Origin of the sequence: Clostridium sp. KNHs205, assembly GCF_000702945.1 — a bacterium.
In the GTDB taxonomy this organism is placed as follows: domain Bacteria; phylum Bacillota; class Clostridia; order Lachnospirales; family Lachnospiraceae; genus Anaerocolumna.
Window position 1 is genome coordinate 2495559 of the sequence record NZ_JNLE01000003.1, and the last position, 20169, is coordinate 2515727.

The 20169-nt window shown below is 37.3% G+C and carries 17 protein-coding genes, 1 pseudogene and 1 riboswitch; of the genes and pseudogenes, 13 read left to right on the forward strand and 5 right to left on the reverse strand.

Features of this window, described 5'->3' with window-relative positions; all coding sequences use genetic code 11:
* The first annotated feature begins 629 nt into the window (after window positions 1-629).
* The 5 genes from BR73_RS0110535 to BR73_RS0110555 all read left to right on the forward strand — a co-directional run bounded on the left by BR73_RS0110535 (window position 630) and on the right by BR73_RS0110555 (window position 4431).
* A complete protein-coding gene (locus tag BR73_RS0110535; RefSeq protein WP_033165492.1) occupies window positions 630-1268 on the forward strand; it encodes an ECF transporter S component in 639 nt (212 codons plus the stop codon).
* A 163-nt stretch (window positions 1269-1431) separates the two neighbouring features.
* A riboswitch (Fluoride riboswitch) is annotated at window positions 1432-1505 on the forward strand.
* Between the two features lie 47 nt (window positions 1506-1552).
* The gene (locus BR73_RS0110540; protein ID WP_033165493.1) at window positions 1553-2761 is read left to right on the forward strand and encodes a chloride channel protein; all 1209 of its coding nucleotides are present in this window, start codon (window positions 1553-1555) and stop codon (window positions 2759-2761) included.
* Window positions 2762-2867: 106 nt separating this feature from the next.
* Window positions 2868-3737 carry an SDR family oxidoreductase gene (locus BR73_RS0110545; RefSeq protein ID WP_033165494.1) on the forward strand — a complete coding sequence of 290 codons (870 nt, stop codon included), beginning with the start codon at window positions 2868-2870 and terminating at the stop codon, window positions 3735-3737.
* 92 nt (window positions 3738-3829) lie between these two features.
* Window positions 3830-4144 (forward strand): hypothetical protein, encoded by a 315-nt coding sequence (locus BR73_RS0110550; protein WP_051685121.1) that lies wholly within the window; start codon window positions 3830-3832, stop codon window positions 4142-4144.
* Between the two features lie 14 nt (window positions 4145-4158).
* Entirely contained in the window at window positions 4159-4431 is a 273-nt protein-coding gene (locus BR73_RS0110555; protein WP_033165495.1) for a hypothetical protein, read from the forward strand.
* Between the two features lie 224 nt (window positions 4432-4655).
* Here the strand turns inward: BR73_RS0110555 and BR73_RS0110560 are convergent, their stop codons facing one another.
* Both BR73_RS0110560 and BR73_RS0110565 read right to left on the reverse strand, forming a co-directional pair.
* A complete protein-coding gene (locus BR73_RS0110560) occupies window positions 4656-5057 on the reverse strand; it encodes a phage holin family protein (protein ID WP_033165496.1) in 402 nt (133 codons plus the stop codon).
* 16 nt (window positions 5058-5073) lie between these two features.
* Entirely contained in the window at window positions 5074-5616 is a 543-nt protein-coding gene (locus BR73_RS0110565; RefSeq protein ID WP_033165497.1) for a sigma-70 family RNA polymerase sigma factor, read from the reverse strand.
* A gap of 187 nt (window positions 5617-5803) precedes the next feature.
* Between BR73_RS0110565 and BR73_RS0110570 the strand changes: the two genes are divergently transcribed.
* Window positions 5804-6661, forward strand: a complete 858-nt coding sequence (locus BR73_RS0110570) for a hypothetical protein (protein WP_051685122.1) — start codon at window positions 5804-5806, stop codon at window positions 6659-6661.
* A gap of 329 nt (window positions 6662-6990) precedes the next feature.
* Here the strand turns inward: BR73_RS0110570 and BR73_RS27340 are convergent, their stop codons facing one another.
* Window positions 6991-7914: a phage tail tip lysozyme gene (locus BR73_RS27340; protein WP_051685123.1), complete on the reverse strand. Its 924-nt coding sequence runs from the start codon at window positions 7912-7914 to the stop codon at window positions 6991-6993.
* 573 nt (window positions 7915-8487) lie between these two features.
* Between BR73_RS27340 and BR73_RS0110585 the strand changes: the two genes are divergently transcribed.
* From BR73_RS0110585 to BR73_RS27345, 5 genes and pseudogenes are all read left to right on the forward strand, one after another.
* The gene (locus tag BR73_RS0110585; protein ID WP_033165498.1) at window positions 8488-10467 is read left to right on the forward strand and encodes an ATP-dependent DNA helicase; all 1980 of its coding nucleotides are present in this window, start codon (window positions 8488-8490) and stop codon (window positions 10465-10467) included.
* Window positions 10468-10597: 130 nt separating this feature from the next.
* Entirely contained in the window at window positions 10598-11221 is a 624-nt protein-coding gene (locus tag BR73_RS0110590; RefSeq protein WP_051685124.1) for a biosynthetic peptidoglycan transglycosylase, read from the forward strand.
* A 695-nt stretch (window positions 11222-11916) separates the two neighbouring features.
* Window positions 11917-13290: pseudogene (locus tag BR73_RS0110595) on the forward strand (glycoside hydrolase family 5 protein); the annotation flags it as partial.
* Between the two features lie 120 nt (window positions 13291-13410).
* The gene (locus tag BR73_RS0110600; protein ID WP_033165500.1) at window positions 13411-13887 is read left to right on the forward strand and encodes a DUF1801 domain-containing protein; all 477 of its coding nucleotides are present in this window, start codon (window positions 13411-13413) and stop codon (window positions 13885-13887) included.
* A gap of 557 nt (window positions 13888-14444) precedes the next feature.
* Window positions 14445-16217, forward strand: coding sequence for a glycosyl hydrolase family 18 protein (locus BR73_RS27345; protein ID WP_197032651.1), 1773 nt, complete (start codon window positions 14445-14447; stop codon window positions 16215-16217).
* 306 nt (window positions 16218-16523) lie between these two features.
* Here BR73_RS27345 and BR73_RS0110610 read toward each other — a convergent pair whose 3' ends face one another.
* Window positions 16524-17378, reverse strand: a complete 855-nt coding sequence (locus tag BR73_RS0110610) for a LysR family transcriptional regulator (RefSeq protein WP_033165501.1) — start codon at window positions 17376-17378, stop codon at window positions 16524-16526.
* A gap of 177 nt (window positions 17379-17555) precedes the next feature.
* Between BR73_RS0110610 and BR73_RS0110615 the strand changes: the two genes are divergently transcribed.
* Both BR73_RS0110615 and BR73_RS0110620 read left to right on the forward strand, forming a co-directional pair.
* Window positions 17556-17864 carry a hypothetical protein gene (locus BR73_RS0110615; protein WP_033165502.1) on the forward strand — a complete coding sequence of 103 codons (309 nt, stop codon included), beginning with the start codon at window positions 17556-17558 and terminating at the stop codon, window positions 17862-17864.
* Window positions 17865-18051: 187 nt separating this feature from the next.
* Window positions 18052-18828: an alpha/beta hydrolase fold domain-containing protein gene (locus BR73_RS0110620; RefSeq protein ID WP_033165503.1), complete on the forward strand. Its 777-nt coding sequence runs from the start codon at window positions 18052-18054 to the stop codon at window positions 18826-18828.
* On the opposite strand, the gene BR73_RS27350 is transcribed toward BR73_RS0110620, so the two are convergent.
* Window positions 18795-20018, reverse strand: coding sequence for an AraC family transcriptional regulator (locus BR73_RS27350; protein WP_051685126.1), 1224 nt, complete (start codon window positions 20016-20018; stop codon window positions 18795-18797). The genes BR73_RS0110620 and BR73_RS27350 overlap by 34 nt on opposite strands.
* Between the last annotated feature and the right edge of the window lie 151 nt (window positions 20019-20169).

Here is a 20169-nt window from a genome sequence, read left to right on the forward strand (position 1 = left end):
TAGATAATAGCCAGACACGAAGTATAATAATATACTCTTGCCTGGCTATTATTTATATCTGTAAACCTTTTTACTTTGTAGATATGGTTTGAAGAATGAGTAACCATTCAGGATGTTATCTAATGTGTCATATTGCAAACTTTCCATTTTCTTGCAAATCATAAGGCAAAGTAATTAAAAATAATTATATAAAATGAAGAATATAAAAGGAAAAGAATCTAAAGGCATTGAAAAAAATTATTCAGTTTACTTTACAAGTATTGGAAAATAATGATACTATAGAAAAGTATAGCGGAGGAAATGCAGATAATTAAAAAGAAGCCAAGACCTGTAAAATACGAAAATAAAAAATGGAGATATAAGTAACGGACTGTCAAATGCATTTCAAGTAATTAAAACGATAAAATGGGTTGTGGGAGAAGGACAAGCATGTTAAAACTAATAAGATTTGAAGTATCACAAAACGGGAAAGAGAACCCCCTTGCTTTAGGCTGGAATACAACGGTAATAAGTTGGGGAAATGACCGTTGTTTCCTAATTTAAAGTGGAATATTGATAAAAAGGAAGTAGAGAAGCTGAAGGAACTCTTTAACTTTGCAGAATATATAACACAATAGAAAGGTAAGATAATGAACAGTAAATATAATACGAAGAGAATGGTGTTAGCTGCTTTATTTGGTGCAATCATTATATTATTAAATTTTACACCATTTGGATATATTCAGCTGCCCGCCATAAAGGCTACCATTATCCATGTGCCTGTAATAATCGGAGCAATTTTACTTGGACCAGGAATAGGTGCGGGTCTGGGGCTTGTATTTGGGCTTACCAGTTTATACAACAATACATTTGCACCAACAATTCTCTCATTTGCTTTTTCACCCTTCATACCCTTACCGGGGACGGAAAGGGGAAGCTGGCTGGCACTTATTGTTGCGTTTCTTCCCCGTGTTTTAGTGGGTATATTCCCTTATTATGTGTACAAACTTTTAAACAGGTTATTTAAAACCAGAGGGAAATTATTTACTTTGGGAGTTAGTGGTCTTGTTGGTTCGATGACTAATACCCTATTCGTCATGAGTTTGATTTATTTTTTATTTCGTGATGCCTATGGTGAAGCCTTCAATCTTTCTTTAGATGCTGTTTATAAAGCGATATTAACTATTATATTTGTAAATGGATTACCCGAAGCGGCTTTGGCAGCTATACTCGCTGCTGGCATTTGCAGAGCTCTGCAGAAGGTAATTAAAAATGATAATAATAAATAACGTATACTAAAGTAGGTGCACTGCAAACTAAAGTAGGAGTATTAGAAACTAAAGTAGGAGTATTAAAAACTAAAGTAGGAGTATTAAAAACTATAGTAGGAGTACTACAAATTATAGTGGTAGCCAGCAAATGATATTGACAGGGTATAAAATCGTTGCTATACTCCTTTTAGGGAATGAGGTTCTCCCTTGGGTAATGCCTAAACTGCTTTTAAAGCTGATGACTTCTGTTTAAAAACAGGGGGTTATCAGCTTATTTTTTTGGAACACAAAGGAGAAGAGTGATGATTAAGTTAAAAGAAATGTTTATCAACTATAGAGATTTAATTATTCTTGGGGGCATTGCATTAATTATAGGTTTATTAGTTGGGGGCATTGATTCGCTGTTTGGCAGAGTACTATTAGAAATAACAGATTTTAGAAATAAACATTTCTATTACCTGATCCCATTGCTTCCTTTGGCGGGGTTATTTATTATCTTCCTATACACAAAAATAGGTAAAAATTCTATCAAAGGAATGTCTTTATTATTTTCAGTGGGTTTGAAGGAGGAGCAGGCAATTCCCAAAAGACTTGTTCCGTTGGTTATTTTAAATACCTGGATAACTCATTTATTTGGAGGCAGTGCAGGGCGTGAGGGAGTTGCAGTTCAAATAGGTGGTGCAGTAGCTCACAATTTAGGCAGTAAGTTGAATATTAAGAATGGCGATAGAATCTTATTGATAGCTGGAATGGGAGCGGGGTTTGCAGGACTGTTTCAAACACCGATTGCTGGTGTTTTCTTTGCAATGGAAATCTTTACAGCAGGAGTATTGGAATACAGGGCATTATTTCCCTGTATAATTGCTGCTTTTACTGCAAGCTTTACCTCACACGCATTAGGTTTAGAAAAGTTCAGTTTTAATTTAACAAGTGTTGTTAATATTGACGTCCTGACTTTGCTTAAAATTATGTTACTGGGTGTTTTATTTGGAATTGTCGGCAGTCTTTTTGCCAGGCTGCTTCATTTTAGTAAATCATTCTTTAGCAAATTTATTGTAAATCCGTATTTAAAGATTTTTATTATTGGCTGCTTATTAAGTATTTTATTTCTTGTCTTGTATGGAGGCAGATATTCCGGACTTGGTACTAATTTAATTGAAGCTTCCTTTACGAAGGGGAAAATCTATGAATTCGACTGGGGTTTAAAATTTTTACTTACGATTATAACCCTTAGTGCTGGTTTTCAAGGCGGTGAAGTAACGCCGTTATTCACAATAGGTTCCTGTTTGGGAGTAGCGGTAGCCGGTATTATTGGATTACCCCTTGAATTTGCAGCTGCCCTTGGGTATATAGCAGTTTTTGGCAGTGCAACCAATACTATGATAGCACCGATTTTTATAGGGGCGGAGGTATTTGGTTATGATTATGTTCCTTATTTTTTCGTGGTAACAGCAATTGCATATGTTTTTAACGGCAATAAGTCAATTTATTCTGCCCAAAAGACTTATTAAGAAAAAACTACTGTCTACTATCTGAATGAAACTTAAGCAGCAGTTTTAGTATCATTTTCACTTTCATAGGGAAATACTAATCAAAAATGATTAGGAGATAAACTTCATGAAAGACAAGGATATGTATACTCCTCAGGAAATTCAAGGTCAGAAACAGCCTGCTCCTGGAAAGGAAAGTAACATGGAGCCGGAACCGATTTATGATAATCCCGATTACAAGGGAGCTGACAGACTTAAGGGAAAGACAGCAATTATAACCGGTGGAGACAGTGGAATTGGCAGAGCGGTGGCAGTTGCCTATGCCAAGGAAGGCTGCAATGTTGTTATCGTCTATAATATAGCGGATGATGATGCAAATACGACCAAGCAGGCAGTGGAAAGCTATCAGAGTAAAGCCTTGCTGATTAAGGGTGATATTGGGGACAGCAATTTCTGCAATCAGGTCATAGAGAAAACCATTCAAACCTTTCAGCGGCTGGACATACTGGTAAACAACGCAGCTGAGCAGCATCAGCAGAAAAGACTGGAAGACATTACGGATGAGCAGCTGCAAAGGACGTTTCAGACCAATATCTTTGCTATGTTTTATTTAACCAGAGCCGCACTTCCTCATCTGAAAGAGAATAGTATCATTATAAATACAAGCTCTATAACGGCCTTTAAAGGAAATGAGACTTTGCTGGACTATTCCGCAACAAAAGGCGCAATCACTGCTTTTACAAGATCCTTATCCACCAATCTTGCAGAACGTAAGATCAGGGTAAATCAAGTGGCTCCGGGTCCTATCTGGACGCCATTGATTGTTTCCACGTTGGATAAAAATACCGTTGGGACTTTTGGGAAAGATACACCCTTAAAACGGGCCGGACAGCCGGTTGAGGTAGCAGAAGCTTATGTATTTCTCGCCTCCGATGCATCGACCTATATCACTGGACAGACCATTCATGTTAATGGTGGTACAGTTGTTAATGGATAAGATTAACAAAGTTAAGAAAACGGGAAATAAACAATAAATCATAAATCATGCTATCAATAGAAGGTTTAAATCTTTATTGATAGCTTTTTTAGATGCATCATGTTAATATATTATTTAGAAGAGGATATCCAGATGAACCAATCTCACCCTTTGGACTCGGAAGATGGTATGGAGATAAATATCGGACAATAGACCAAGTTCGTAATGAATTGGCAGTATGTGAAGCCTGGGGAAATCCTCTTACAGGTGAATATACAATTACTGTACCTAAAGGAACAAAGGTATTAAAGGGTACTGCTGCACCACAAACAATAACGAGTTATAATGGTGATGTAATTGAATATAGAGCCGGTGGCGGTATACAGTATTGGCTGAATGATATCCCAATTGCATGGTTAGTGCAATAAAGGAGAGTATTACTATGGATAAAAAAAATGAATTTATAAATCTAATTGATAAGGGAATTTTATTGATGAACGAACTAATAAATCAATATCAGATGTACGCTGATAGGTATAGAAAAATGATAATAAATTTAGAAGATTTAAAACAAGCAATTTTAGAAGAGAAACTTGTAACAAATTCTATTTCTCTTGTAGTTACACGTATGCTAGACCATAATGATCCTAAGATTCTTGAAGATGCTGTTTTGTCAATAAATAAGTACTATTGTGAAAACTACCGGACTATTTGAGCAAGAATTTAACAGTAGCTAGGTGTAACGATTCAAATGTAAATATTCATTTTAGATATTTTGGAGGATAATTAAAAATTCATGAAACGCAGTAAAGGTTGGAACACTTGCCTTGATTGCGTTTCATGGATTTTGTGTATGGAATCATTTTTTGAATTTGCCAGGAAAAGGGAACGATCTCATTTAATTTTCCAATAAGAGAACTAATAAAATAGTCAAAGATTTTATTCATTACTACTATTAAGCTTCTCAATAGCCTCCCTTAACTTCTTAGGAATGGGTAACCCCAACTGTCCGGCATTCTCTAATATGCTAATCCCTTCATTAGCCAAATAGAACATAATTACTAAGGTTCTAAGGGTACTGCCTGTTCCCAGTACATAGTTATCCATAATATTTCCCATGGAAACAATCAAAAATATCAGGAACTTTCTTACAATACCCTTATACCCTACTTCACTGGAAATCTTCTTATCCCTTATTGCCAATAAAACTCCCGTAATATAATCAATGGCTACAAATGCAGTCAATGCATAAATAAGAGAGTTAAATCCCCCAAAGATACAGCCAAGTATTCCTCCCACAAATGCAAGAATTAATCTTATATGTTCCATCATATCCTCCATAACTTATCCTCCCGGTCTAATGCTTGTCCACAAATATATTTTTTAGCTTCTTCAAAGCTCTGTTCTTCATCTGGTTTACAGCCTGCCTGGTTATACCTATGGCACCGGCAGTTTCAGCAACAGTGTAGCCTTCATAAAAAAGCATCTTGATGACATTAAATTCCTGATTTGTTAAAAGCTCTCTTAACAGGTCATAATCAGTATTTATATAGGTATCCATTGTTGCAGTCAGAGAATCGATATAATACAATTCATTTTCGCTGAGTTCTGAATAAATGGTAAAATTCCGTAACTGTTTTACCCTTATCAGCTTCTTAATATAACTGTTATGTATGGAAGTGGTAAGATAAGCTACTAAACAACCGTCATTTTTATTCTGTAGCTTATCAGCTTTTAAAGTAGAAAGTAATTCAATAAAATCCACAAGAAGATCGTCATAGGCATCTTCGTAAGAAAGACTATGAGCATACTTTTTTAAGATTGGCTTGAATTTTTCTATCAGCTTTAATGTTGCTGTATTATCCCCGCGTTGTATTTTATAAACTTCCTCAATTATCATACTGAATTCCACCTTTCAAGTAGTAAAGAGATGGAAAACACTAAATTGTAAACATATGGAAATAATTTTCTGCTTTTATTATTGCATTTTTTACGAAAAATGTCTTTCTTACAAATTTGTCACATATTTGCAGTATGGAAATTAATAGAGTATAATAATGAATAAAAGAAAAATTTAGGAGGCAGCCATGAAACCTGTACATTTATCAAAGAAAGCTATTGCTGGCCTGCTCATGCTCGTCCTGCTGCTCACTTTTAGTGCCTGCGCTAAAAACAATGAAGCGTCAGATACTGCAAGTCCTGTACCGACTTCCAAGGATTCACCCACTCAGGCACCTGAGAGTACCGTAGAACCAACCAAAGGCTCAGAAGGTACTGATAAGGAAACAAAGGAAGAAGAAAACCCTTCCAAAGTCTATAACCTGATGGAATATACAGAAGCACCAAATGAAAAAAGCTCCATAAAAATTCAATACCCAAACTTTACAGACAGTGAATATGAAGCGGTAAATGCTATGATTTATGAGAAGGTGAAAAGCTTTGCAGCAATTGATACGGAGTACTTTTCAAGTGATACTGCATTGACCTTGGATTATCAGTCTGCTGTTACCTTGTTTAATAGTAAAATGATAAGCCTTGTATTTTGGGGGACCAGTTATTTGGAGGGAAGTGCGTATCCCACCAGCAATCTCGTACCGCTTAACATAGACTTACAATCCATGAAAGAAATTACACTGAAAGATTTGTATAATACCAATGAGGAGTTTGAAAAGGTATTCTTTGAAAAAGCGTATTTTCCTACGGAGCCTATAACCTCCTACGATAAGGAGAGCTTTTCCCAGATGCTCAGCCTTCAATCTCCAGATTATCAAACAGTAGATCCATTTAGTATAGCGGATAATGTTACCTGTTTTCTTAAAGAAGATGGCATAGTATTAAGTCTGCCAGCTGTGCATGCAACCGGAAGTGATCATTTTGAAGCGCAGCTTAATTACAGTGATATACAGCAGTTTTATCTGCCTGAGCAGAAGTATTGGGAAGATTAAATCCTTTCATTACAATCGGATTCACTGTTTCATTATAATCAACATTGTTTCATTACAATCAGCACTGTTTCATTATAATCAGCACTGTTTCCTTACAATCAGCATTGTTTCGTTACAATCAGATTCACTGGTTTACATCTATTAAATCACAAGCTGTATATACCAAAGCAGAGCGGACAGATCGGCACAATGTTTTTCAAGCACGATCTAGCCGGTGTTAATACCGATACGTTATTATAATAAAAGGAGCAGCCTGTACCCCTGTTAAAATGGGAACAGCCTGCTCCTTTTCATAGACTTTAAGTCAAGGGAGCATATCAACTATATTTTTAAGTCAAGGTATTAAACCAATAAGTTCCCTGATTGCCCCGTACCTGATCCTGTGAAGAATTTGCCGGTCTTTCGTAATTATGCAAAAATGCACCAGCCAGGTAATAGGCACTTTCTGTTGATTTGGTAAACTGGGTGAAAGTAAGATTATAGGCAGAGGTAGGATAGTACTGTATACCTGCACTTACCTCATACAGGATACGGAGCAGCTGACTGTCCATATCGGCTACTGTATAATTGTTGCTCTGAGCCCAGCTGATATATTTCGTTGCCGGAGTCCATTGAACCAAACCAAAACCACCGCTGGTATTATTTGCATTAAGTCCCTGCCAGATACCTGGATTAATCGTGCTTTCTGTCTGCATGTTTCCAAGCATTCCGCAAACTGCATTTTTGGTCCAGCCTTTACCACGCAGATAATTAAGGATATACTGTGCATTTACTGTCATTTGGCTCAATGTCAGATAGCTGTTGCTAATATAGAGCGAGCCGTTACCGGAAGACGGATAAACATTATAACCAAACAGATACTGCCAGGTGGTTGAGCCGATGATGCCATCGTCTGAGATTCCCATCTTCTGCTGAAAAGTTTTCGTAATGGTCGTTGAATTGGAACCGAAGATGCCGTCTACTGTAATTGTCTCGAACTTGCTAAGCAGATACTGGGCTGCTCTTGCCGCGTAATTGCTGGAACCATTCTGTACGGTTGCTACCAATGCGGACAGGGTGTTTCCCCCTGCAACACCATCTGCTGAGAGTCCATTGCTGCTTTGAAAATTAATCACTGCGGTTTGGGTGCCTGACCCAAAACTTCCGTCAATGGTAATGGAATATCCCCGGAAAACCAGCAAGCACTGAAGTGCGCTTACATTTTTTCCGGAGTTGCCTGTACTTAAGACAGGCCATGCTGGAATTGTTGCCATGATTTCTACCTGCTTTCTTTAAATTATTGAAGAACTCCTAAATGTCGCGCGCCGTTTAAGAAGCATCTTCTACAAGGTAAAGAGAGGGACTGGATAAAAATGTAAACATGGATTAAACTAAAATATATATCATAAAGGAGTTTTAAAGCAGGAAAGGTTTACATCAGTGAGTGAAGGAATTATGGGAGTATAAATGAGTAGTAAATCCAACAAAAAACGATTATGTAAAGTAGCAATCATTAAAACAATTAGCTAAATAAAAAGAATGAATCAAATTAAAACCAAATAAACAAATTATAAACAATTAAACAAAATAGCAATTAAACGATAAAAATCAATTAAACGATAAAAATCAATTAAACAATAAAAATCAATTAAGCAAAATAGAATTAAACAGGATAGCAGTTAAAAATCAAATAAGAAAAACAGCAACTAACAACTATCAAGTATATTAATTAAGAAAAACAGTTTGATTTTATGGATGATTCCGATATAATAGAGACTATTGCAATTTTATCCCCTACAATAGGAATTGGAGATAATTGAACTTTTTAACTTTACAGGAGATTAGGTATGTGTGCGCGAAGGATTGAACCTTTTGAATATAAGAATAAAACAGAATTCCAGGAAAAGCTGGTAGAATGGATAGGAGATGTTCTATACGACATTCTGCCAGACCATGGGTACGAAGTACGTGATGAACAGATATTTACAGCGTTTCAGATTGCAGATGCCTTTTGTGAAAATCAGGTTCATCTGGCAGAGGCAGGACTTGGAACCGGCAAGACAATTGCATACCTGCTGTCCGCAATCCCTTATGCCAGAATGAGCGGAAAACCCGTTGTAATTGCATGTGCCACGGCAGCTCTGCAAGAACAGCTGGTCCATCCGGAGGGTGATTACAATAGATTATCAAAGCTGCTGGGATTAGAGATTGATGCTCGTATGGCGAAAGATCCAGGACAATATATTTGTGATGTAAAAATGGAAGAGTATACAAGTGAGCAAAATAGGCTGGCAAATGAGATTAAACAGTGGATGAGTCAAACAAGACTTGGAGAGCGTTCAGAAATGCCTACTATACCGGATGGAATCTGGAAGAAGATTTCCTGGGATGAAGGAATGGATTGCGATACCTGCCTCAATCGTGGTTATTGTAAATTAGTAAAAGCAAGAGAACATTACAGAGCTGCAAGAGATTTGATTATTGTTGATCATGAGACCTTTTTCAAGGATTTATGGACTCGAGCTGAACATATGGCAGAAGGGAAATTACCAATACTGCCAGGCTATAGTGCAGTTGTATTTGATGAAGGACATAAGGTATTGCTGCCAGCATCTATTCAGGCAGGTTATCAGATTGATAGAGAGGATATGGAGTCCATTGTTGAAGTATTTGAAGAAATACAGGGAGCCAGAAATTCCTTTATGACAGCTACCGTCAGGATGAATCAAACAATGGGGCAGTTCTTTATGGCTGTAAAGAAATCTGTTATAAGGGCTGAAAGTACGGAGCGGCTGTCTATCGAAAGAAAGGAGGACCTTTTAAAAGCTGCCAATCACTTTCGAAAAGCATTGGACGGGCTTCTGCTGGAATTACAGATAGAACAGGAACTGTATTTTGAATCTGTACCTGCACATCTTATTCAAGCCTATGAAGGACAAATAGAAAGAGCAATCAGGGCCTTGGACAGTTTCCTTAAAGAGGGGGAAGAAAACAGTATTCCTTGGCTGAATAGAAAAGACGGAAGCTTTTGGATCGTACCCCGTAAGATAAGCAAACAGTTAAACCTGCATTTATTCCAAAAGAAACTGCCGGTGGTGTTCACTTCTGCAACCTTAAGCAATGAAGGGGATTTTGATTATTTTATTCGTACAGTTGGATTAGACGGGGTGTCTAAATCAACAATTGGCAGCCCTTTTGATCTAGAAGAGCAGGTAACAGTCTATCTTGATGAGAAAGCTGCAAGTATGGATGAGAAAGCTGCAAGTATGGATGAGAAAGCTGTTGGTATGGATGAGAAAGCTGACCTCAATATTGAGAAACTGGTATATCTGTTAAAGAAGAATGATGGTCACTCACTTGTACTGACCAATACACTGTCACAAGTCCGTAAGATAAGAAAGAGTCTGGAGGGGTATTCCTTTCCCTTTGAAATTCTTTGGGAGGACCTGGGCGAGCGGGGCTATCTGGTAAACAGGTTTCGAGAAGAAGAGAATACCGTACTGATTGGTGCAAATTTCTGGGAAGGAATTGATGTACCTGGTGATGCCTTAACACAGCTGATTGTATGGCAATTACCCTTCCCTGTACTGGACCCCTTACTGGAAGCATCCCGTAAAGAGGTAATGGAGCAGGGACTTGACCCGGTTAAAGTAATTGATTATCCGGAGATGGGTCTTAAACTAAAACAAGGTTGCGGCAGACTCATAAGAACAGAAAGTGATAAAGGAAAGATAGTAATATTAGACCGTATACTTAATACACCCTGGGAGAAATTCGTTAGAGGTGCACTGCCTGCCGGAGCGAAGGTTATGGTGGAAGAGCTTTGAATCTGTATATTTGTAATTAAATTATAAGAGTAAACTTACAAAATTGTAAGATTATCGTAAGGAAAAACGATGGTTATGCACTCCTTTTGTTGTTATACTGTAGCTGCAGAGTATGAAAGGAGTGATTTTAATGAAAATAAAAAAAGTTAGAATCAGTATATTGGTACTTGCTTTAATCGGTTTAATTGCCGGCATAATAAAAATATCGCCTATCGTAATTACAGGATATGAAATGTATAAAACCGCTATAGAAACAATGAGTATATCCGATAAGGTTGAGGAGATCAGGCAGGATGAGAATTATATTACATTTGATGAAATACCGGAAGAATATATAAACCAAGTATTAAAGTCAGAGGATAAGAGGTTTTATTATCATTTGGGCTTTGACCCCATATCGACGACAAGGGCTATGGCAAACAATATAATGGCAGGAAGATTTGAACAGGGGGGGAGCACCATAACCCAGCAGCTTGCTAAAAATATGTACTTTTCTTTTGAAAAGAAATATGAAAGAAAGGTAGCGGAGCTTTTTGTTGCATTCCAACTTGAAAAAGAACTTACAAAAGATGAGATATTGGAACTGTACTGTAATATTGCTTATTACGGCGAGGGTTGTTACGGATTGAAACAAGCTGCAGAACATTATTATGGTGTTGATCCGCTGGAATTATCAGAGGTTCAAATTGTAGCACTTGTGTGGACCTTAAAAAGTCCGAATAATTATAATCCCAATGCATACAAGGGAGCATAAGGATTGAGCAGCATTATACCAGTAATATTGAAAGAAATCTCAATAACATTTAGTACAGGCTTCAAGGTACATTGCCGATTCTGTGAGCACCAGCATACAGTAAATGTATGTTTTCTGCACACAGCATCGGCATTATTTTTTTGTGAGTATGAAGTGAAACAATCACTTAATATATTTTGGTCTGGGCAGCAAGTTGAAATCTGCAGGTTTGGGCGGCAAATTGAAATATAAATTGTAAAAATATAGAATATGTGTTAGGATATTACTATAGTATCCTTAATTTAATAAAGAAAGGGTTTGTTTAAATTTCCGTCCCTTTGATAATAACTGGTTATCAATATAAATCAAATATAAAACTAATCTATAATCATAATGTAAGAATAATAGTAACTTCAATCTTATGACGTCTATAGTTCACGGAATAATTATCTGCTTAAATTCATTTTAAAACATCCAAATCAGTTTCAGCATAATGCAAAACTAAATCTGAATAAGTAGAGAATTATTGCCTGTACACAATAATTCATTATTACCTGTACACAATAATTCTGTATTTATAAATACCAATTTTCAAAGGAGGTGTAATTCGCTACAAAAGAAAAACTCAGGGAGAGTAAAAATAATAAATAAAGGAGAAGAAAATCATGAAAAATGTATTGGGTGGTGTAAAAAAGAAGTTTAAGGCAATTGTTTCAATGCTTTGTGTTGCAGCAACAATAATAACTACCTGTAATTTTGTGGGCAGTCAGAAGATTAATGCAGCGGATACGAATAATGATGACTGGCTCCACTGTGTGGGAAACAGGATTTACGACAGTAAGGGAAAAGAGGTTTGGTTAACCGGTGCAAACTGGTTTGGGTTTAACTGCTCTGAAAATGTATTTCATGGTGCCTGGTATGACATCAAGGATATTTTAACAGATGTTGCAGACAGGGGAATCGGTCTGCTAAGAATACCGATCTCTACAGAGCTATTATACAGCTGGATGATTGGAAAACCCAATAAGGTTTCCAGTGTAACTGCCGCTAACAATCCTCCCTATTATGTATGCAATCCTGATTTTTATGATGCTGCAACAGGCGGCGTAAAAAACAGTATGGAGATATTCGATATTATTATGAGATACTGCAAAGAGCTGGGTATTAAGGTAATGATTGATGTACATAGCCCGGATGCCAATAATTCAGGACATAATTATCCCTTGTGGTATGGTCTGACTACAAGCACAGCAGGAGAAATTACTACAAAAAAATGGATTGATACCTTAGCCTGGCTTGCAGACAAATATAAAAACGACGATACGATTCTGGCCTTTGACCTTAAGAATGAACCTCATGGGCAGAGAGGATACACTGCTGCTGAACCTTCTAATTTTGCCAAATGGGATAATTCCACCCAGGAGAATAACTGGAAGTATGCCGCTGAAAGGTGTGCCGCAGCCGTACTTGAAAAGAACCCGCGGTTATTAATCGTAATTGAAGGTATCGAACAGTACCCTAAAACCAATCTGGGTTATACCTATGCCACTCCCGATGTATGGGGAGCATCAGGCAATCAGGCACCTTATTATGGAGCCTGGTGGGGAGGAAATTTAAGAGGTGTCAAGGATTTTCCCATTAATCTGGGTACACTGAACAGCCAGATTGTCTATTCACCTCATGACTATGGCCCATCAGTATATAATCAGACCTGGTTTGATAAGGATTTTACGACCCAGACTTTATTGGATGATTATTGGTATGATTCCTGGGCATATATTAATGATCAAGGTATTGCACCACTTCTGATAGGTGAATGGGGCGGTCATATGGACGGTGGAAAGAATGAAAAATGGATGACCTTATTGCGCGATTATATGATTAAAAACCGTATCAGCCATACTTTCTGGTGCATTAATCCGAATTCGGGAGATACGGGCGGACTTCTGACCTATGACTGGAAGACCTGGGATGAAAGTAAGTACAATTTATTAAAACCTGCGCTTTGGCAGGCTAACGGCAAGTTTATCGGGCTTGACCATGTAGTGCCTCTTGGCAGTAACGGAATTTCCCTGGGTGAATATTACGGTAATTAATATCATATTTGTAGTAATTGCCTGATTATCTGTTATAACTTATCATAAACCGGATAAAATAATTGCATCGTGATTTGCACTGTGATAATGTATTTAAAAAGCGAGGGCAGATAAATGTATGAGATTAAGACAAAAGAAAATGATAACGATGTAATGCATTTTATAGAAGGAATCGAAAATATCAGAAAAAGGGAAGATGCCTTGAAATTGCTGAAAATCTTTACAGAAACCACTGGTTTAGAAGCAAAGATGTGGGGAGCCAGTATGATCGGCTTTGGCTCTTATCATTATAAGTATGCTTCCGGTCATGAAGGAGATGCCATGATTACAGGTTTTTCTCCCAGAAAGGCGAAAATAAGCCTATATCTATCTGCCTCTGAGGCCATACGTTATAACGTAAATGATAATATACGTGATAATCTGTTGAATAGATTAGGCAAGCATACTGCAGGAAAAGGATGCATCTATATTAATTCCTTATCTGATATCAACGAAAGTGTGTTAAGGGAATTTATCGTGGTAAATATTAATTTCATTTGCAGCACATACCCGAGAAACAGTCTTGCTAATAAGGATTTAGGTGAGGCATAAGAACAACCACTAAAAAGGAATATAATTAGTAAGGGGCTATTGCATTTTAACAATGTTGGTGCAAGTAGCCCCTTTGCTTTTATAGGGGTTCCTGCAGCCACGCCAGTACATAACATTATTAGGACAGCCTTCATAATTATTCTAACTAGTATCCCATCTTAATTAGAAATCTTTTCCTAAGTCAAGGAATTACCACTCTCAATCCCAGCATACGATATATATTTATTCCTTACGCTATATTATAACAGGCAGAAGAGGAAAACCCTGTCAATGTCGTGAGGAATAGTTAACTTTTGTAAATATACTAATAAATATCCAGTATTTTGCTAAGGAATTATTCTTGATCCACATGTATAATTAAATTGTGTATCATGTTTTATGAGTCTAACAAACTTTGATTTTTCTAAGTGATACTTCTGTAACTACTCCAATGGTACTATTTATAAAACAAAAAGGAGGATAATTCCCTGAAATCATTTACTAAATTGCTACATAAAGTTATGCTAAGCTGCCTGCTTATATCATCACTTCTGTTAACTGCCAACGATGGTAAAGCTTTGGCTGCAACTATTAAACTGAATTATTCATCAGCCACCCTTGAAGTTGGTAAGACAAAAGCCTTAGCTGTATCAGGAACCAAAAGTAAAGTGACCTGGTCTTCCAGCAAAAAGTCTGTTGCTGCCGTTTCAACCGGGGGGAAAGTAACGGCTAAGGCCGCCGGTACAGCTACCATTTATGCAACAGTAGCCGGTAAGAAATTAGCCAGTAAAATAACGGTGAAGCCCCCGATTAAAGTAAGCAGTACTTCAATTTCGCTGGTAAAAGGCTCAGCAAAGACACTAAAAGTAACCGGAACCACAAGTAAGGTGACCTGGTCAACCAGCAAAGCTTCAGTAGCAACCGTTACTTCCGGTGGAAAAGTAACAGCCAAAGCAACTGGTACAGCTACAATCAATGCACAGGTTGCCGGTAAGAAATTAACCACGAAGGTAACAGTAAAAGAACCAATTAAAATAAGCACCAGTTCCTTTACGCTAAAAACAGGTGAAACGAAAACTTTGACAGTAACCGGAACAACCAGCAAGGTGACCTGGACAACCAGTAAGGCTTCTGTAGCGACAGTTACTACAACCGGTAAAGTTACAGCGAAGGCTGTGGGTACAGCTACAATTTATGCAACCGTTGCCGGAAATAAATTATCAAGTGTGGTTACTGTAGTAGCATCACAGGCTACTCCAACGCCAACGCCGACTCCCACCCTTCCGGTGGTTACACCGGTGCCGGAGACCACTCCGAAATTGGTTGGGTATTATGCAGCCTGGGCAAGATACTCGGGATTTACTCCGGATAAAATAGCAGCTGATAAATTCACCCATATCAATTATGCCTTTGCAAATATTGACAGCAACCTTAAAATTACCTTGGGTTATCCGGATATTGATGCCGCTAATATCAGCCAATTAAATCAACTCAAGAAAATAAATCCGAAGCTAAAGACAATTATAGCAGTTGGCGGATGGTCCTGGTCGGGACGTTTCTCCGATGCTGCCCTAACTGAAAGCTCAAGAGGAATCTTTGCTGACAGTGTAGTTGACTTTGTTGTCAATTACGGCTTTGACGGAGTTGATATAGACTGGGAGTACCCGGTCAGCGGTGGTTTATCTACCAATGTGAAAAGACCTGAGGATAAGTATAATTTTACTTTATTAATGAAGACCTTGAGGGAGAAACTTAATGCAAGAGGGACAATTGACGGTAAGAAATATCTTCTTTCTTTTGCCGGAGCAGCAGGAAACTGGTATGCGAATAATACCCAATTAAGCGAATTAAGCAAATATGTAGATTATGCCAATATTATGACCTATGATATTCACGGTACCTGGGATACCTACACTGATTTCAACGCTCCTTTATATAGCGATACAAATCAGTCGGTAAGTGTTGACTCAAGTATTAATGCCTGGACGAATGCAGGCTTTACAAAAGATAAGATTGTAATGGGCGTGCCTTTCTACGGATATATCTATAAGTCGGTTCCGGATATCAACAATGGGTTGAACCAGACTTATTCAGGAGGTGCCTCCATCAGTTATGCAAATATTGCTGCGAATTATCTGAATATGCCGGAGTATAAGCGCTTTTTCCACCCGGTACAAAGAGTTCCCTGGTTATTTAACGGTTCCACCTTCATTACTTATGAGGATGAGCAATCCATGGCAGAGAAGGCTGGCTATATTAAGGAAAAAGGTCTGATGGGGGCTATGATATGGGAAATAAGTCAGGACCCGGACAGGATATTATTAAATGCCTTGTATCAGGGACTTAAATAGATAGAATAAAATGAAGCTGTTGCATTCTAAACGAAGTTAAGGTAATAAGCTTTTAGCTTTCCTATACTGCACTGCCTGAAAGAACATGTACCGATTTGTGTGGTAAAAACGAGTAATTTTCGTACGATTACAGCCACACAAAGTTGGTAAAACGTCTTTTAAATGGTGTGCAGAGGAAAGCAAAAAGGCTTCAGTCTCTTATTACTTCAGTTAGTTAGTGTGCTTTCACCATTTTTGGTGTAAATGTGGAAGGTTTCGTAGGTTACAAGCAGTTTATAAGGGTAACTGAATACAAGTAAGACTACTTTAAGAAATATCTCTTATATATGCTTGAAAATCCATTATAAAATTGTTACATAAAGCAGAACACTGGGAGTTCTGAAAGCAGAATACGACGTTCCTTCCAATACTCTCATCGTCGAAAGTAATAAGGCGAACCTTATCAGAAAAGAGGTTCTTCCAGCTTATCAAAGGGATAAAGGTAATTCCAAGTCCTATCTCTACATATTGCCTTACATAAAGGGGGTCTTCACAGATAATATCTGTTTGGGGTTCAAATCCATATTTTTTGCAGAAATTAATGGTATCTTTTGTAAGGATGGCATCCTTATACATCATTATAAATTTTTCATTTGACAGATCGGCCAGGCAGATAGGATCACTGAAGGTATGATTGAACTTATTAACTGCAATACCATAATTTTCATGAAATAATGGTATGGTATTGAAATTAGCGGGAACAGAGCTCGCATCACATATGCACAGATCATAATCGTTAAATTCAGTAGCAGAATTATGATTGATCTTAAAGGTTATATGAGGTGCCTTTATTTTATATTCTCCAATAAAATCGGTTACAATTTTTCGGGCACATAAAACGAGAAGTCGTATTTCGGTATTCTCCGTTTGATTCTTTAAGCTGCTAACCCCCTTTTCTATATAATCTAAACCAGCTGAGACATTCTCTGAAAATATCTTCCCGGCGTCATTTAAGGTTAATTTATTACTTTGCCTGTTAAACAATTTTATACCTAATTCTTTTTCAAGCATGGAAATAGATTTTGAGACGGTTGATGCCGGTACGCAATATAATCTGGCAACTTGAGAGAAGTTTTCGGTTTTTGCAGCTGCTAAAAAGTATTTTAGTTGTAAGAGTTCCATTATGTTTGTCGGAATAACAGACCGACGTTCACTCCTTTCAATATAGTCCTGCCTGTAATTTTATCAAAGCATACTATATATTTCAAGATATAGCAGTGTGATTAATTGTATTCTGTGCAATATAGATACATCTGTGTATAATAATTTGTAGATACTATCAGGTAATGAGGGGGATGAATGGAAGAATTATTTGAAACATTAATGGTAATTAGTTTCGGTGTATCATGGCCTATGAATATTATAAAAGCTTATCAGGGACGAACAGCAAAAGGAACAAGTTTAATCTTTCTGTGCTGTATAGAATTCGGATATATATGTTCCATTATCTGGAAGATTATAAGCGGTGATATGCAGGCGTTATTTTCCGGTGACATAACAAAATATGGGTGCTTTTTCTATTTGCTTAATGCTTTAATGGTTTTGATTGCTATAATAATATTTTACAGAAACAAGGCATTGGATAAATTATATCAAGTAAGATCATGAATTTTACTTCTTTCAAAGCTACAATATTTATGGCTATCAAAATCCAAAAGAGTAAAAAAGTTAAACATTAGTTCAGCTTGTAATAAGTTTTGAACTGCTTTCACAGAGTAATCGCAGTATTCAAGCTGATTAGATACCAGAAAAGAAAAAACTATAATTCAAATTAATGGAAGTAGAGGGAAATTAAATGTTTGATGTTAAAATAATAAGAGATATTCCTTATTCGGAACAGAAGGAATGCCTGATTGATCTTTATTTACCTGTAACAGACAATAAATGTCCGGTTCTAATTTATTTTCATGGAGGCGGACTGAATTCCGGAAACAGACAAGATGAAAATATTATTATAAAACTGGCACAATTATATGGAATTGCAGTGGCTACGGCTGATTACCGAATGTATCCGGAGGCAAGATTCCCGGAATTTATTGAAGACAGTGCCGATGCCGTTAAGTTTATACACGATTATAATCTGGAACATGATAAGTTCAGTGAGGTATATATCGGTGGCATTTCTGCAGGCGGATATCTTGCAATGATGCTGTTTTTTGACAGAAGGTATCTGGAAAAGAAAGGGATAGAGGTTGAAGATATTGCCGGTTATATTTTTGACACCGGACAACCTACAACCCATTTTAATGTGCTGGCTGAGAGAGGCTTGGATACACGTCTTATACGTGTAGATGAAGCAGCTCCAATCTATTATATTGAGAAGGATTATGAATATAAGGCTTCCCAGCCTAAAATATTGATTTTATATTCTGATAAGGATATTACAAACAGGCCTGAACAAAACCAACTGCTCTATCGTACAATGTATCACTTTAATTATGATATGGAGAAGATAGAGATAAAATGTTTAAACGGATATGAACATGGCGGCTATTATGATGCCCGGTCTGAAGATGGTACTTATATCCTGCCTAAGCTCTATTCTGATTTTATACAGAAACTGTTACGATAACCTTTTGGTGTCATCCCGGTTTTCCTCTTAAAAACCGAAATGAAATAGCTCTGTGAAGTGAAGGCAAGATATTCACTGATTCGGTTAAGGGGGTACTGGGAGAAGGCCAGAAGGTTCTTTGCTTCTTCAATTCTTTTTTCTTCTATAAAGGTACTGAGCTTTGTACCCGTCTCTTTATGAAACAGACAGGAAAGATACTTTGGTGTCAGTCCAACTTCTCTGGCCAGTTCCGTTAAGGATATCTTATGGTGCAGATTTAATAATATACGATCGATACAGCAGCTAACGGGCAGGGAATAAGTTTTGACTGCCTTAGTCTGTGCTTTGGCTACATGTTGGGTGAAGTCTATTGCCATCCTTTCGTTTAAGGCATTCAGTTCGTATAAAGTCCGGCACTTCTCCATTCTTCTTATATAAACATCACTTAAAGTAAAGGCTGCTTCCTCTTCCATACCGCCTTCTATTGCGTATCTGGTGACCAGGGTGGTATTTGCAATACTTCCATAAAAAAGCTGCCGTAATGGAATGTTGGACATATTGCCGTATATAATCCCTGGAAGTGACCGGTAGGTGGATTCTAACAAAGCAACGTTACCCTGCCTTACACAGTGAAGGACAGCAAGCTCCTGCCGGTAAGAGGTATGGTTTCTGATAACTTCCCGGTTCTCAAAAAGCTCAGAGGTAAAAATTCCTTTCATCTGATTCTCTATATCAGATAACCGGTAGCTGCTGATTGCTTCGAGCTCAGGTGCTTCTTTGCTTAAGAATAACATGGTCATTCGCAGGCTGGAACTAAAAAAAGGAAGAGACACTACGGGAAGAACATCGGTTAGCAGCTCCAGTTCCTTGGTGTTAAAGGAATTTGAAAAGGAGAGGGAGTGCATTGACATAGGCACAAGAAATTCAGAAAAAAACATGGGGCCGCCCAGACAGTAATATTTCTCCTGTTTGTATGGAAAAGAAAAAATAAAATACAATTCATTATCCTGACAAAGGATATCATAGTCCTTTTGGGCAATCTGATGAATAAAGTCATTCATATATTTTGTTATTTTTCCCTGGATCACAGGAGGTCCGGCAGTTAAGAAAGAAGCCTTCAGCTGCAGCTCCTGATTATATAGGAACAAGGGAATTCGGTTTATATTGTAAAAACTCTGAAGCATCTCATATTCATATTCAGTGAATATCATAAAATCCTCCCAAAATCATTCTTTAAATACTATATAAATTCCTATGTAAACTGATAAATGAAAAATAATATTACCCTTATTTCTAAGAAAACAACAAAATAAATAATATTAACCTTTATTTCTAAGAAAACAAAAAAGTAAATATTACCCT

Excerpts from the sequence above, each read along its gene's own strand:
- BR73_RS0110550 (WP_051685121.1), top strand. The coding sequence starts at position 3,830 with ATGCATCATGTTAATATATTATTTAGAAGAGGATATCCAGATGAACCA.
- BR73_RS0110590 (WP_051685124.1), top strand. The coding sequence starts at position 10,598 with ATGAAAATAAAAAAAGTTAGAATCAGTATATTGGTACTTGCTTTAATC.
- BR73_RS27340 (WP_051685123.1), bottom strand. The coding sequence starts at position 7,914 with ATGGCAACAATTCCAGCATGGCCTGTCTTAAGTACAGGCAACTCCGGA.
- BR73_RS0110600 (WP_033165500.1), top strand. The coding sequence starts at position 13,411 with ATGTATGAGATTAAGACAAAAGAAAATGATAACGATGTAATGCATTTT.
- BR73_RS0110620 (WP_033165503.1), top strand. The coding sequence starts at position 18,052 with ATGTTTGATGTTAAAATAATAAGAGATATTCCTTATTCGGAACAGAAG.
- BR73_RS0110565 (WP_033165497.1), bottom strand. The coding sequence starts at position 5,616 with ATGATAATTGAGGAAGTTTATAAAATACAACGCGGGGATAATACAGCA.
- BR73_RS0110610 (WP_033165501.1), bottom strand. The coding sequence starts at position 17,378 with ATGGAACTCTTACAACTAAAATACTTTTTAGCAGCTGCAAAAACCGAA.
- BR73_RS0110585 (WP_033165498.1), top strand. The coding sequence starts at position 8,488 with ATGTGTGCGCGAAGGATTGAACCTTTTGAATATAAGAATAAAACAGAA.
- BR73_RS0110540 (WP_033165493.1), top strand. The coding sequence starts at position 1,553 with ATGATTAAGTTAAAAGAAATGTTTATCAACTATAGAGATTTAATTATT.
- BR73_RS27350 (WP_051685126.1), bottom strand. The coding sequence starts at position 20,018 with ATGATATTCACTGAATATGAATATGAGATGCTTCAGAGTTTTTACAAT.
- BR73_RS0110545 (WP_033165494.1), top strand. The coding sequence starts at position 2,868 with ATGAAAGACAAGGATATGTATACTCCTCAGGAAATTCAAGGTCAGAAA.
- BR73_RS0110555 (WP_033165495.1), top strand. The coding sequence starts at position 4,159 with ATGGATAAAAAAAATGAATTTATAAATCTAATTGATAAGGGAATTTTA.
- BR73_RS0110570 (WP_051685122.1), top strand. The coding sequence starts at position 5,804 with ATGAAACCTGTACATTTATCAAAGAAAGCTATTGCTGGCCTGCTCATG.
- BR73_RS0110560 (WP_033165496.1), bottom strand. The coding sequence starts at position 5,057 with ATGGAGGATATGATGGAACATATAAGATTAATTCTTGCATTTGTGGGA.
- BR73_RS0110535 (WP_033165492.1), top strand. The coding sequence starts at position 630 with ATGAACAGTAAATATAATACGAAGAGAATGGTGTTAGCTGCTTTATTT.
- BR73_RS0110615 (WP_033165502.1), top strand. The coding sequence starts at position 17,556 with ATGGAAGAATTATTTGAAACATTAATGGTAATTAGTTTCGGTGTATCA.